Origin of the sequence: Companilactobacillus jidongensis, from assembly GCF_003946575.1 — a bacterium.
GTDB classification, from domain to species: Bacteria; Bacillota; Bacilli; order Lactobacillales; family Lactobacillaceae; genus Companilactobacillus; species Companilactobacillus jidongensis.
The window spans coordinates 62,905-77,103 of the sequence record NZ_RHOP01000013.1 but is presented as its reverse complement, the minus strand read 5'-3'; the positions used below and the strand labels follow the sequence as shown (position 1 = coordinate 77,103).

15 protein-coding genes are annotated in these 14,199 nt (G+C 35.9%); 13 read left to right on the top strand and 2 right to left on the bottom strand.

Annotation, left to right across the window (positions count from 1 at the left end; all coding sequences use genetic code 11):
- Window positions 1–109: 109 nt before the first annotated feature.
- Window positions 110–454, top strand: a complete 345-nt coding sequence (locus EKM68_RS09235; protein ID WP_164509409.1) for a YdbT family protein — start codon at window positions 110–112, stop codon at window positions 452–454.
- 132 nt (window positions 455–586) lie between these two features.
- Here EKM68_RS09235 and EKM68_RS09230 read toward each other — a convergent pair whose 3' ends face one another.
- Window positions 587–1,531 carry a Dyp-type peroxidase gene (locus tag EKM68_RS09230; RefSeq protein WP_125590028.1) on the bottom strand — a complete coding sequence of 315 codons (945 nt, stop codon included), beginning with the start codon at window positions 1,529–1,531 and terminating at the stop codon, window positions 587–589.
- A 251-nt stretch (window positions 1,532–1,782) separates the two neighbouring features.
- On the opposite strand from EKM68_RS09230, the gene EKM68_RS09225 reads away from it, so the two are divergent.
- The 4 genes from EKM68_RS09225 (at window position 1,783) to EKM68_RS09210 (ending at window position 6,804) form a co-directional block, all read left to right on the top strand.
- Entirely contained in the window at window positions 1,783–2,790 is a 1,008-nt protein-coding gene (locus EKM68_RS09225; RefSeq protein WP_125590020.1) for a choloylglycine hydrolase family protein, read from the top strand.
- Window positions 2,791–2,923: 133 nt separating this feature from the next.
- Complete coding sequence (locus EKM68_RS09220) at window positions 2,924–3,649, top strand: GntR family transcriptional regulator (protein ID WP_125590017.1); 726 nt, start codon at window positions 2,924–2,926, stop codon at window positions 3,647–3,649.
- 103 nt (window positions 3,650–3,752) lie between these two features.
- On the top strand, window positions 3,753–6,107 hold the full coding sequence (locus EKM68_RS09215; protein WP_125590015.1) for a phosphoketolase family protein: 2,355 nt from the start codon (window positions 3,753–3,755) through the stop codon (window positions 6,105–6,107).
- A gap of 508 nt (window positions 6,108–6,615) precedes the next feature.
- The gene (locus EKM68_RS09210) at window positions 6,616–6,804 is read left to right on the top strand and encodes a hypothetical protein (RefSeq protein ID WP_025024970.1); all 189 of its coding nucleotides are present in this window, start codon (window positions 6,616–6,618) and stop codon (window positions 6,802–6,804) included.
- A 270-nt stretch (window positions 6,805–7,074) separates the two neighbouring features.
- Here the strand turns inward: EKM68_RS09210 and EKM68_RS09205 are convergent, their stop codons facing one another.
- Window positions 7,075–7,875: a tyrosine-protein phosphatase gene (locus EKM68_RS09205; protein ID WP_125590013.1), complete on the bottom strand. Its 801-nt coding sequence runs from the start codon at window positions 7,873–7,875 to the stop codon at window positions 7,075–7,077.
- A 63-nt stretch (window positions 7,876–7,938) separates the two neighbouring features.
- Here EKM68_RS09205 and EKM68_RS09200 point away from each other — a divergent pair, with 63 nt between their 5' ends.
- The 8 genes from EKM68_RS09200 (at window position 7,939) to EKM68_RS09165 (ending at window position 14,197) form a co-directional block, all read left to right on the top strand.
- Window positions 7,939–9,063, top strand: a complete 1,125-nt coding sequence (locus EKM68_RS09200) for a glycerate kinase (RefSeq protein WP_125590011.1) — start codon at window positions 7,939–7,941, stop codon at window positions 9,061–9,063.
- Between the two features lie 139 nt (window positions 9,064–9,202).
- Window positions 9,203–9,673: a universal stress protein gene (locus tag EKM68_RS09195; protein ID WP_125590009.1), complete on the top strand. Its 471-nt coding sequence runs from the start codon at window positions 9,203–9,205 to the stop codon at window positions 9,671–9,673.
- An 85-nt stretch (window positions 9,674–9,758) separates the two neighbouring features.
- Window positions 9,759–10,304, top strand: a complete 546-nt coding sequence (locus tag EKM68_RS09190; RefSeq protein WP_125590007.1) for a DNA-3-methyladenine glycosylase I — start codon at window positions 9,759–9,761, stop codon at window positions 10,302–10,304.
- 39 nt (window positions 10,305–10,343) lie between these two features.
- Window positions 10,344–10,832 carry a hypothetical protein gene (locus EKM68_RS09185; RefSeq protein WP_125590005.1) on the top strand — a complete coding sequence of 163 codons (489 nt, stop codon included), beginning with the start codon at window positions 10,344–10,346 and terminating at the stop codon, window positions 10,830–10,832.
- A complete protein-coding gene (locus tag EKM68_RS09180; protein ID WP_164509408.1) occupies window positions 10,832–11,656 on the top strand; it encodes an ATP-binding cassette domain-containing protein in 825 nt (274 codons plus the stop codon). Before EKM68_RS09185 ends, EKM68_RS09180 begins: the two co-directional genes overlap by 1 nt.
- Window positions 11,646–12,320: a hypothetical protein gene (locus EKM68_RS09175; RefSeq protein ID WP_125590002.1), complete on the top strand. Its 675-nt coding sequence runs from the start codon at window positions 11,646–11,648 to the stop codon at window positions 12,318–12,320. The genes EKM68_RS09180 and EKM68_RS09175 overlap by 11 nt, the downstream gene beginning before the upstream one ends.
- A 17-nt stretch (window positions 12,321–12,337) precedes the next feature.
- Window positions 12,338–12,862: a GNAT family N-acetyltransferase gene (locus tag EKM68_RS09170; RefSeq protein WP_125590000.1), complete on the top strand. Its 525-nt coding sequence runs from the start codon at window positions 12,338–12,340 to the stop codon at window positions 12,860–12,862.
- A 165-nt stretch (window positions 12,863–13,027) separates the two neighbouring features.
- Window positions 13,028–14,197, top strand: a complete 1,170-nt coding sequence (locus EKM68_RS09165) for a metallophosphoesterase family protein (RefSeq protein ID WP_125589998.1) — start codon at window positions 13,028–13,030, stop codon at window positions 14,195–14,197.
- Window positions 14,198–14,199: the final 2 nt, after the last annotated feature.

The window sequence follows — 14,199 nt, the reverse complement described above, 5'->3', positions numbered from 1 at the left end:
AAGAATAGGTCTTCATGGCCTTTTTGTCTATAGTTGGTCTAGTTCATTGGGTGTTGCACTTCAATTGTAAACTCGGCGCTTGATTACAGACCTAATATTAGGTCTGATAATGTTTAGATTGTCTATTTGGTGGATCATCGGAATAGTTATCGTTTCAGCTTTGTTCTGGTTGCCACCAGCTTATCTCAATGCCAGAAGGGCACGTATATCATTAATGAGTGATCAATATTTGTTTTTGCAAAATAATCAAATAACATCCAAAAATTCGTACTTCGTTCCGAAGCGTAGTATTCAATTATTAGAACGTCGACAAAGTATGTGGCTTAGTAACAAAAAGTTTGCCCATGTATTATTGAATTGCCGCTCAGGTATTGAGACACGAGTTTTAAAAGTTAAATACTTGCCACAAGGTAAGATTGATGAAGTTGTTGAATGGTATAAAAAAGCGTTGTGATATAACTATAAAGTTGCTCAAATTTGTAGTGTAAACGCGCAATACACAAGAAAATCCCCGCGTCTACGTAGATGCGGGGATTTTTACGTTATACTCAGAACTTAAATGTGTTTTGTCATGTTCACTTAATTTTTAATATTCATTTTCAGCGATTTTATCTAATGTATCTTTGGAAGGAATAAAGAATAAATTACCAGTTATCGGTGTACTAAAGTCGAGCAGGCGATCACTCTTGGTAAACATGTTATTCAGCATACGGTTTGTAATTGAAAAGTCTTTCGAATAACCAATGAAATAGGTACCTTTGAGATCTTTAGCAGGTTCAGAATAAGGGACGTTCATTCGCACAATTTTGTGTTCAACGCCGCCTTCTTCATCTTTGGAAGCTATATTGTGAGCATTTGGTAGTTTTGTTTCATCGGCTAGTTCACGATCGTTGAATTTATGACGACCAATCGACTTCTCTTGTTCTTCAGTCTTTAGGGCATCCCAAGCTTCCATATTATGTGTATATTTTTGAGCGAAGGCATATGATCCGTTGACGAATTCAGGATCTTCATTTTCATCGATCAAAGTGTAGTCCATTGATTCAATTCCTGCTGGATTTTCAGTGCCATCGATAAATCCTATAATTGCACGTCCTTCAAAGTAACGGAAGCCGTGAGTTTCATCTTCAACCGTCGTAACTGGACGAAGGATTCCCATGAATTGATCCATTAACTCATAACAGACAGCCATTTTGCTGGCACGAACATGAATGAAGATATCACCAGGCGTAGAAACGGCTGTGTATTTTGGCCCTTTGATTTCTTCAAAAGGAGCCAATTGCTTAGGTTTTGGTGCGTTAGGGAATAGATAGTCCCAGGCATCAGAACCGAATCCCCAAGCAATATGTGCTTGTGCCTCTGGTGCACGAACTCGCATACTATTAATGATTGAATTAGACATGTCTGAGAATTCCGCGATTGCGTCTTTCACTTCAGATTGGTTCTCACGCCTAAGCATGAGAGTTGCAAAGATAACACTTTCTCCAGCGTCCTTATAAACATCTTGAGCACGCTTAATATCAACGGTCATATGATTACCTCCGAGGTTTAATAGTGAATCCGCATTAAGCTTATCATATTCGGTCATTAAATATACGAATAAACAAGTGTCATCAACATTAGTAGTCAACTTGTAATTATTAGGTCAAGTTTGACTGGTGTGAGTCTTTTGCCACTAAAAAGTTAAATTCCATAAAATAAAATTGTTGATTTTGTTAAGAATTTGCACAATAATGGGCAATAATAAACAAAGTAATAAAATCCGAAGGGAAGCAGTTAAATATGTGTACAAGTATTAGTTATGAAGCACTCGATGGATCAAAGTTTTTATCAAGAACGATGGACTTTGCCTTTGAGTTAAATGGTCAACCTACCTTCTTACCTAGAGACTATGATTGGGTTTCATCATTTGATGACAAGACTTATCAAACAAACTATGCGATTATGGGTACCGGAGCAAAATACGGTAAGAATTATATGGTAGCCGATGGATTCAATGAATATGGATTATCCGCCGCTGAACTATATTTCCCACATCAATATGTATATGATGCAGAACCTACCGATGGAGCCATTAATTTGGTTTCAGAAGAGTTTATCCTATGGGCATTAGGAAATAACAAGACAATTGATGAATTACGTGAAAACTTAAAAGAAGTCCATATTATCGAATCGGATAAAGGTGTAATGGGTACTAACCAACCATTACACTGGATCTTCAGTGACTTATCTGGAGCTACTTATATCATCGAACCAGAAGGTGATGGACTTATTCTTGAAGAAGACAAGATTGGTGTTCTGACAAACACACCTGACTTTGATTGGCACAGAACTAACTTGTCTAATTACCTCGGAGCTACAACTCATAATTTTAATTCAGCACAATTTGGTGATGAAGAAGTTACTCGCTTGGGACAAAATGGTACGTTCAGATTACCAGGTGGTTATACTGCCGTAGATCGCTTTGTTAGAACTGCTTTTAATAGAACACATATTGAAGAGGCCAAGAACGCTGACGAAGCAGTAACAACTATTCTTCATATTTTGGATAGCGTAGTTGTTCCTAAGGGTGTCAACATTGGCGACCGTGGACCAAGTTATACACAATATCAAGCAATTCTTGATATGACTAATAAGAAAATGTATTACATTCCTTATTCTAATCAGACTGTTTTTGAAGTCACTATGACAGATGATTTGATTGAGAATCAACCAACTCCTAAGGAATTTGAGCTTCCTATGAAACAAAGCTTTGCTTCACTTGATGAAAAAACTGAGGAAACAAAGTAAACTAGGGCAACCGATTGGTTGCTTTTTTTAGTGTCCAAAAATATTTTGGAATGGGTATTTTCTTTAAAGTGAGATATAATAAAGCCTAAAGATAAGAACCATATTAAAAATTGGTACGTCCCAAAGGAGAACCATGGCAGATTTAATATATCAAAAAATAATCGAATCACTAAAAAAAGAAATAGATAAAGGTTCATTTCCGGATATGCGTTTGCCGGATGAACGTTCACTAGCTGAGAACTATCATGTTAGTCGTAGTTCAATCAAACGGGCATTAGGTAATATGTCTGAGCAGGGAATTATTTTTAAAAAACGTGGAGCCGGTACATTTGTTAATCCATTGTATTTGAAGCAAGATTCTTATTTCAATTATAGTGGCAAGAATCTAGGTATTACTGATAGTTTTAAGGCAAATGGACAAAAGCCTGGTATTAAGGTTTTGAGCTTTGACGTGATTCGTCCTGATGAAGAATTACGAGATAATTTATTTTTGAACAAAGGTGAATTTGTGTATGCGTTCAAACGCCTGCGATTACTTGATGATGTACCGTTTATGATTGAAACAGGGTATATCCCGATTAAACTAGCACCTGAATTATCAGAAAAAGTCGCATCAGAGTCAGTCTTTAATTATGTCGAATCTGAACTTGGTAAAGAAGTTAATAAGACTTATTTAACGATATCTGCCCAGCCTTCTGATGAAGAGGGACAAAAACTGCTGAATTTAACCAAAACAGAGCCAGTTGGAATCATGGAAGGTATTTTCTTCTTGAACGATGGAACACCATTCGAATTCTCTACCATGAAGTTACATTACAAATATTTTAAATACGATTCATTTGTTGATTTAGATAGGTAGTAAGTATTTTCTTGAAATTGGACCGACCCAATATAATAAATGGTTGACTTCTACGTCGAAACTGGTTATTATATGCTTGTAAACAAATAAGGAGTGTACTGAAATGACAGATTACTCATCAAAAGAATACTTAAACTTAGTTGATAAATATTGGCATGCAGCTAATTATGTTTCTGTAGGCCAACTTTACTTAAAAGATAATCCATTATTGAAGCGTGATCTTAAAGCTGACGATGTAAAGGTTCACCCAATCGGACATTGGGGTACTATTGCAGGTCAAAACTTTATTTACGCTCATTTAAATCGTGCTATTAACAAGTACGGTGTTAACATGTTCTACATCGAAGGACCAGGACATGGTGGGCAAGTTATGGTTTCTAATTCATACCTTGACGGAAGCTATACTGAAACTTATCCAGAAATCACACAAGATGAAAAGGGTATGCAAAAGTTATTCAAACAATTCTCATTCCCAGGTGGTGTAGCATCACATGCCGCTCCTGAAACACCTGGTTCAATGCACGAAGGTGGAGAACTTGGCTATTCAATCTCACACGGTGTTGGTGCTATCTTAGATAACCCAGATCAAATTGCCGCAGTTGTTGTTGGTGATGGTGAATCTGAAACAGGTCCACTTGCTACATCATGGTTCTCAAATGTCTTCATTAACCCTGTAAATGATGGTGCTGTATTACCTATCTTGAATCTTAATGGATTTAAGATTTCTAACCCAACTATCCTTTCACGTAAGACTGACGAAGAATTAACAGAATACTTCAAGGGACTTGGATGGGATCCAATGTTTGTTGAAGGTGACGATCCTGCAAAAATGCATCCTGAAATGGCTAAAGTCATGGACAAAGCTATCGAAAAAATTGAAAACATTCAAACTGAAGCTAGAAAACACTCAGCTGAAGATGCTAAGATGCCACATTGGCCAGTTATTATCTTCCGTGCACCAAAAGGCTGGACTGGTCCTAAGACTTGGGATGGTGTTCCTATTGAAGGTTCATTTAGAGCTCACCAAATTCCAATTCCTGTTGACCAAAATGACATGGAACATGCAGATGCTCTAGTTGATTGGTTGAAGTCATACAAGCCTGAGGAACTATTCAACGAAGATGGTAGTTTGAAGTCTGAAATTGCTGAAATGGCTCCAAAAGGTACTAAGAGAATGGCAATGAACCCTATCGTTAACGGTGGTGTTGATCCACAACCTCTTAAGTTACCAGACTACAAGAACTATGCCTTGAAGTTTGACAAACCAGGCGAGAAGAATGCTCAAGATATGATCGAATTAGGTAAGTATCTAAAGGATGTTATTGAAAATAACACTAACAACTTCAGACTATTCGGACCTGATGAAACAATGTCAAACCGTCTATATGGACCATTTGAAGCATCATCACGTCAATGGATGGAAGATGTTAAAGAGCCAAATGATCAATATGAAGCACCAGCTGGTCGTATTATTGATTCACAACTTTCAGAACATCAAGCTGAAGGATTCCTAGAAGGTTATGCACTAACAGGCCGTCATGGTATCTTTGCCAGTTATGAAGCATTCTTACGAGTTGTCGACTCAATGTTGACACAACACTTCAAGTGGTTGAGAAAAGCTGATGAATTATCATGGAGAAATAAGTATCCATCACTTAATGTCATCGCTACATCTACTGCTTTCCAACAAGATCACAACGGTTATACTCACCAAGACCCAGGTATCATTACTCACTTAGCTGAGAAGAAACCTGCTTTCATTCGTGAATATTTCCCAGCTGACACAAACTCATTGTTGCCAATCATGCCTAAGATTCTTGATGACCAAGAGAAGATCAACCTATTGGTTACTTCAAAACAATTACGTCCTCAATTCTATTCAATTGAAGAAGGTCAAGAATTAGCTGATAAGGGTCTCAAGGTCATTGATTGGGCTTCTAACGATAATGGTGATCCAGATATTGTCTTCGCCGCTGCCGGTACAGAACCTAACCTTGAATCACTTGCTGCTATCAGTATCTTACGTAAAGAAATGCCTGAACTTAAGATCAGATTTGTCAACGTTGTTGACCTATTGAAGTTGAGATCACCAGAAATTGACCCTCGTGGTTTGACGGATGAAGAATTCAACGAGATCTTTACTATCAACAAACCAGTATTGTTCGCATTCCATGGTTTCGAAGATATCATCAAGGACATCTTCTTTGACCGTGACAATCACAATCTATTCGTTCATGGCTATCGTGAAAATGGTGATATCACAACACCATTCGATATGCGTGTTGTAAATGAAATGGATCGTTTCCACTTAGCAGAAGAAGCCGCAGTCGCTGTTGAAGGTGACAAAGCTAGTGACTTCGCTGACAAGATGGAAGCAGAAGTTGACAAGCACAACAAGTACATCCGTGAATACGGTACAGATTTGCCAGAAGTTGAAAATTGGAAATGGGATCTATAAAAGATAGTAGAGAAACCTGATTTTCGCAATTTGTTTCAGAAGGCACAAGATAAATTAAAATCACAAAAAGGAAGGCACCCTAAAGCTTTCCAAATAAATAGTATCTAACCAAAATGGTTGGATGCTATTTTTAATTAAAAAATTAAATTGTTCACTATATAAATACAGCTGTATAGCTTATAAATACTAATACACCGGGAATTAGAAATAAGTTTAAAAATAATTATATAAGTTTAGCTTTAATAAAAACTAATAATCAAGCGACAATAATTTGAATGATTTTGAAAATGCTACGCGCACTTACATGCTTTCTTTAATCGAATCTAAGATACTTAATCCCTTTATTAGAAAGCACGTAATCGCTTGCATAAATACTGAAAACTAGGCATTTCAAGTGCTTGTAAATGCCCTTTAAACATGGTAGTTTAGCTATTGGAGAAGAGCAAAAGGGCAGTATAAACGGAAACCCTAGAGCTCGTAATTAACATCAAACAAGGGGTGGATTATTATGACAATGCAAATCGTACGTCAATTAGCAAAAACATCAATCATGGCAGTGGTAGTGGTATTCTTAATGCTACTATTCGTTTTGCAAAGCCGATATTCCATACCCGCAGTTGCAATCACTGCTGTGATTTTCGCAGTGTATTCAGAGAACAGCTTTACTAAGAATCATGATGTAAAGTATACAATCTAAACAGCCATACTAAAAAAGGATTTCGAAGTTTAAAAACTTCGGAATCCTTTTTGTTTTGTAGTAACCCTATATCAGGGGGGAAGGAGGGTTACTTACTTGTGATTATGAGATTAATATCTATTTTATATGAAGATTATTATTATATTAGGGAGGGTTATAAGTTAAAGGGTTTTTCGCTTTCCTTTAGCTTATGGTTATATAATAACTAGTAAATGTGAAGAAAGTATGACTCAAATGTTATGTAAAGAAGAATCTTTTTGGATGAAGATATTAAACTAGGTATATCTTCTTGAGATCCTTGATGTCGTTAGAGCTAACTTTCAATTCATCTTTGATATAATTATCTACACTACCTGATGTTTCCTTGATGGCCTTTTCAGCTGTATTAAGATAATTAATGTTAACGGTCATCAGTGCCTTGATTGTATCTACCAATGATGGTTCATGTTCTAGAACTTCACTTAATAGGTGATCTGTATATGATTTACTTACTTTATTCGTTAACAAGTAATCATCCTTAATAGTTGTCATTGGTACACCTAGTGCGGACATTAAGAAGAATGCCCCCATACCAGTGCGATCTTTACCCGCACTACAGTGGAACAATAGTACTTCATTATCAGTGTTGTTGCCCAATAGTTCACCAAAAAAGTTTTGATAAGCTGTTTTGGCTTGTTCACCGTTGATCATATCGAGGTATGCATCTAGCATATGGTTGTAACCATCGATGGGTACGTAATCTAGGTCAGGAATTGATGTCCCTTGAATCTTTGAGGCTTCAGTTTCATCTTCTTTGAAAACAGGAAATGATAAATACTTTGTCCCTGCAGGAATTTTGTCAGGTTTCTTTTCAGCCTCATCTTTTGAACGAAAATCAATGTCAGTCTTCAATCCATAATTACTTAAGAAATTGACGTCTTTATCTGTGAGGTCACCTAATCCAGCCGAGCGCAACACTTTGTGATACTTGATCGTGTGTCCATCGGTAGTCTTATATCCGCCAAGTTCACGGAAGTTACGACCCTTTTCAAGATCTAAAATACGATGTGATTGCTTTGTAGCGTTATCCATTGTAATACCTCTCTATCCTCGATAAATGTTCTTAACTCATTATAACAAAAAGGAAGAATATTCATGAAATTTATCATCGCTCCTGGAAAATATTCTGATCATATTAGTTCTAATAAAATTGGTCAGGCTATATATAGCGGTATTTCGCGTGCTTTACCGAATGCTGAAATAGTTACGATGCCTGTTACGGATAGTCGTGATGGAATGCCTGCTTTGGTTAAGCATACGATCGGTGGCCAATGGTATGAATTACCTTTCTTTGATGCCTTCTGGCACAACAAATTAGGGCGTTATTTAGTTACCAAGATCGATGGACAAGATACGGTTATTATGGATTCTGAACAAATCGTTGGGTTGGAGCTTGCGATTGGCAAAACCAAGGATGAATTATTTCATGCTACTAGTCATGGATTGGGCGAGTTTATTTTGGATGCCATTTCAAGTGGCCATAAAAATATTGTTATCTGTTTAGGCAGGACTGCCGTGGCTGATGGTGGATTAGGAGCACTACAAGCGCTTGGAGCGAAGATTTATGATGAAGAAGGTCTAGTTATACCTGAAGGAGAAAACCCACTTATAAATGGTTATACGGTCGATTTGGACGGTGTGAAAGAATTATTACCGTCACGAATAAGAATTACAATTCTATTAAATTATTCTAGTTCATACGAAATAAGAAATGATATTGATTATTTGAATGAAGCACAAGAAAGTTTTTTGGAAGATAATTTGGTTTATGTTACAGAAAAGGTCAATGAGAAGTATAATTTAGATATACATCCAATGCCTAATTCTGATGCAATTAAAACGTTGGCCGGGGCATTTGCAATGATTGATGCACGAATCTTTCGTTCATCATTTGAATGGATAGCCAATGTTACAGGAATGGATCAAACAATTCGTTCAGCGGATGTATTGGTGACAGCCACTGATGATATTTCAGCTGAATCCATGCATGATGAACTATTGTATCATCTGAGTAAGATTGCTGGGACTAGTAAGATACCGACATTTGTATTGTGCAATAATTTTATTGATAATTTCGAGGATTACGAACAACTTTTTACGGGAATATTTTCAACACATATGTCTGATTATAGTGTTAACAGATTTGATGAACAAACGATTTTTGACAATTATGAAGCGGTAGCTAATCAATTAGCACGCACATTATTGTCCTTTCACTGATATAATTGTATACATGCAATACAAAAGATTGAATATTATATATTAATACATTAATCTTACATTAAGAAGTTTTCAATAAACGCATTGAAAAGAGTGCAAAGTGTATATAACTTTGCAACTCGCTTAGGAGGATTACATTATGGAACAAGACTACAAGAGAATTTTGGTACCCGTAGATGGATCAAAGGAAGCTGAAATGGCTTTTCGTAAGGCTGTGAGAGTTGCCCAAATGAATGGTGGTCACTTAGACGTCTTGACAGTTCTAGATACTAAGCAATTTATCGGATTGCACGGTGGAATGTTGAATGGGGATGTTATTTATCAACTTTCAGAAGATGCTCAAAAATATCTTAACGAATTAAAAGATGAAGCTATTAAAGATGGTTTTGCAGAAGACGATATCGACATTCACGTTCGTTTTGGTGAACCAAAGACAGTTATCTCAGATGAATTCGTTGAAGAATACAAGAACGATTTGATCATGATCGGTTCAACAGGTATGAATGCAGTCACACGTCTATTAGTAGGTTCAGTTTCAGAGTTTGTTACACGTAATGCTCGTACCGATGTTATTATTGTTCGTACCGATATTGATAATAGTAAGTTATAGGAAGTAGGACTTACTTTAGAAAATACAAAAAATAATAAAAGACCGTGGCCAACGTCACGGTCTTTTTCATACGAAGAGGTAGAACATGAGATGTCCATGGGCAAATAGTTCCGCAGAAATGCAAGCGTATCATGATAATGAATGGTGTAAGGTAAGCCATGATGAAAAATATTTTTTTGAAATGCTGACACTGGAACTATCACAGGCTGGCTTATCGTGGGCAACCATTATTAAGCGGCGTGATGGATACAGAGAGGCATTTGCTAATTTTGATGTTGATAAAGTGGCCGAATTTGACGATGCAAAAAAAACAGAGCTATTACAGAATCCTGGTATAATTCGTAATAAATTAAAAGTCAACGCAACGATCAACAATGCGCAACTTATTAAAGAAATGCACGGCAAAAATGAAAATTTTTCAGATTATATTTGGAATTTTGTTGATAATAAACCAATAATTAATCATTATAGTGACATAAGCGAATTACCAGCACAGACGGAATTGTCACAAACCATCAGCAAAGATCTGAAAAAACATGGTTTTCGTTTTGTCGGACCAACGATTATTTATTCGTTTTTACAAGCAGTTGGTGTGCTCAATGATCATCTTGATAGTTGCGATTTTAAATAAAAATTTTTTTCAGTATAATAGAACTAACGGAGGAAGATTATGGATTCTGAAACTATTAGTAAATTAGCCGAATGGCTAGATAAAAATGATAAAGACATCGAAAAAAAGTCTGAAAAATTCGATGCTCAAAAAGTATATGAAATAATTGATTCTTTGGAGGTCTTGAGAAAGCCAATCAAGAATTATTTTGATATGACTGAGGATGATTATTATCAAAATGAGTCTGATCACAGACTTACACTACAAAACCCAGACCGTTTATTGAGTGAGTTGCATGATCGTGTACAAGTAAATCACGTTGATGGTTCACTTTCAGATCACAAGATCAATTTTACATATAATCACGAAGACCCATATGCCGAAGGTGAATACAAGGCTAAGACAGATTTGAACTTAGTAACTTATTCATTTGTAGTTATCGGTGCGGTTTACAACAATACAATTGTCGCTGATGTTAGAAACTCAATTTCAAGAGATGCAATCCTTTCAATCGGATTAGCTGCACGTGCAATCGAGGAATGGCAATAGTGGAATTAATAACTGTTAAAGATTTATCTTTACAAAACGAAGGTTACTTTGCATTTAAGCATGTAACCTTTTCTTTAACTCAAAATACAATTGTTAGTATTGTTGGTGACAGTGGCAGTGGCAAAACACAATTACTGTCAACGTTAGCTAAGCTAAAAACAGCGGATAGCGGCAAAATTGATTACACTCCAGGGGTTAGAATTGGCTATTTGCCACAGTTTGATCCACAAATAATCAATAAAAGTGTTCGTGTTTATCTTGAAGAAATCAGGCAATTGAGCGGTAAGCTGGCTGTTTCTAAAGAGCAGTTAAAGGGTCTAGTCGCATTCATGGGAATGAGCCCATATCTTGATCGTCAAGTCAGACAAATGTCATATGGTCTAAAACAACGAGTTAATTTTTTAGCGGCAGTATCCGGACATCCAAATGTCTTATTGCTAGACGAACCCTTTTCATTTCAAAACGTTAAATATACTTCTAACATGTTGGAGGTAATCAAAGATTTAGCTGACAATGGTTCAGGCGTTATCATTGCTAGTTCAATTCAAGATAGCAGTATCACTAATTATTTTGATTCAAATTACATTATGAAGAATAAGTCCATGGAACAAGTTAGAGATAAGAATAAAGAAATCAAATGTATGCTTATTTTTACAGTCAAATCAGACTCAATGGCTTTGACGACAGATATTAGTCGTTACTTAGCTGCTAATGTCAGTAGCTTAGTTGAATTGAAGATACCATTGGGAATTAAAGACGCTATCATAAAAGAAATGATAGATTTAAATTATCAATTTGAGGGGGCAAGAATCCTTGAAGGTTAGAATTTTATTTAATAATTTTATTAATTCAGTATTACAAAATTTCTTGTATCCCACATTATTATTAGCGTTCTTAGCTTTTGAATTAACAATGAATTCATTGTTAAATCTTAATACCGCTAATAAGTTTGGATTTTTGATAGTTGGAATTTTTTTGATGTCACTTTTGACTAGCATGAATTTTTTGAAGAATGATGTTCAGTATAACGAATATTTCATGCAAAAAATCGGTAACTACTGGTTGTACTTTTCAGTTCAGGTTCTGACACTATTCTTAATTACCCTATTTAGTGCAATCGTGGTCTTTTTATTCAGCTTTATGTTGAGTTCTGACATCATGGTTGACATAGTTGCCATATTGTCATTAGCTACAACAGGCTTTGTAGGTGTGGGAATCGCCTTTTTGTGTAAACCTCAATGGAATCACCACCCATATGCCGGACAAATGGGTATAATAATACTTGTATATGTGGCATTGGCCGGAAGTAGTATTGACATATTGAAATATGTTAGTTGGTTTCTTCCACCAGTATCCAAGATGATTACTATTTTTCAGGAACAGTCTTCTATCAGAGCGTTAGTTCCAATCGTTATACAACAATTTGTATATGCTTGTGTTTTGATTGTTTTGAGTGGGACTTTTTATGAAAAAAAATTATCCAACTAGATTGAGGGGGTAGTTTAATGAGTAATATTTATTTACGGCAAGCTCATTCGGATGACTTCGAACGAGTTGCTGAAATAATTAGCGGTGCAAAAAAAACGTTATTTGATCGTGGAGTAAATCAATGGCAGCAAGGTTATCCAGATGAAGAAATACTTAGACGAGATATTGAAGAAGGAATTAATTATGTCTTAATGCTAGATGGTATCATCGTTGGAACAGCTGCCTTGCAACAAGGATATGACCGAGATTATCAAAAAATTAGTGATGGCAGATGGAGTGAAGACTCTGAAGTCACTTACTCAATAATTCATCGAATTGCCGTCGAAGCTGGTCATCAGAGTAAAATGTTATACATAGCTTTGATTCAACAACTTATGACAATGTCTTATCACTTGGGATATCACGATGTAAGAATTGATACTCATCCTGACAATTTGGTTATGCAGCATGTTATTACTGACAGTGGTTTCGTAGAAAAAGGTATAATTACTTTGGATGCGGATGATGGCGTTCGTAAGGCATATCAAATTTTATTAAAATAAAAAATATTGCGTTACTACACATCATTGTGTAAAAATAGAGTCTCATAGTTACTGTTTCCCAACAGTTCTATGAGCGGATTCAAAAAGCCATCCGCATTAGATGGCTTTTTTACTATTTTTTCATAAAAAAAATGATAGTATTGAGATATTGGGAGAACAGAAAAATTGAATATTAAAAATTTTGCTAAAAAAGTTTTAAATCCAAAACCTTCAGAATTTATTTCAGTGCAAACTGATAATTTTTTGAGGAGGCTCAAGCCGAGACGCTTCGTGACGGACTATATTACAAGTGTTTATAATAATAATGTTAGACCGAATGTGTCCGACAATACGGTGACTCTTTCTGTTCTGACTGATACTCACGCCAAGGCGGTTGCTAGTGCGTCTTATTATGGAATCAACGGTGTACGTCATATAATAGAGGCCAACAGTGCGGGTGATGATTTGAACATTGATTTGAATGTTCACCTAGGTGATCTGATTGACGGAAGTGATAAGCCAGAAATTAGTCGCGGTTTACTAAGATTTGCTGTTGAAAACTATCAAAAGAGTACAAAACCATTTTTTATAGCCGAGGGTAATCATGATGAAAATGATAAATATGACGAACATCGTTTTGTTAGTTCCGCATCATTTCATCGTGATGACTATGATAGCTTGGTCACAAAATGTGACTTTGAACAATCAAAGATTTTGCGATTGAATGCTGTTTCAAAAATCGGCTGGTATGACAAGGGTGATGTGCGCCTTATTTTTTTGGATACTAGTGATATACCTTATATTTTAAATAATGGTTCAAAAAAATATGATTTCAAAAAAGTCAGAGGTGTCAGGGAACAGCAACTAGAAGATTTAGTTACTGTTTTAGAAAATACCGTTGACAAGCATGTTGTCGTCTTTGGACATGCAAACATAATAAGCCCTAGTGGCCGTAGTGCATTGAATTTTAATGGAGATTTGATTCAACAGATATTTGTAAGCTTCAATAATAAAAATCGCGGGCAGATTAAAAATGAACTTACAGGTGACTTTGGGGTAAATTTACGTTACGATTTTTCTTCAACGGGAATTTCCAAAGTGTCCAATTATATTTGTGGACACATGCATTATGAAAAATACTATAAAGTTTCAGGAATCAATCATATAATATTAAATTGTTCGGCTTTGATGGGGAAGAAGCATGGATTAACTACGGATTACAATAAAAAGTGGGATCGAAGATATAATGAAATTTCAGAATTAGCGGGTTATTTCGTTAACATTGATCCTGATAAATTACGGTTGCAGATTTTTGGTTACGGAGCAGCAACAAGATATGTAAGTTTTGAGATATAAGG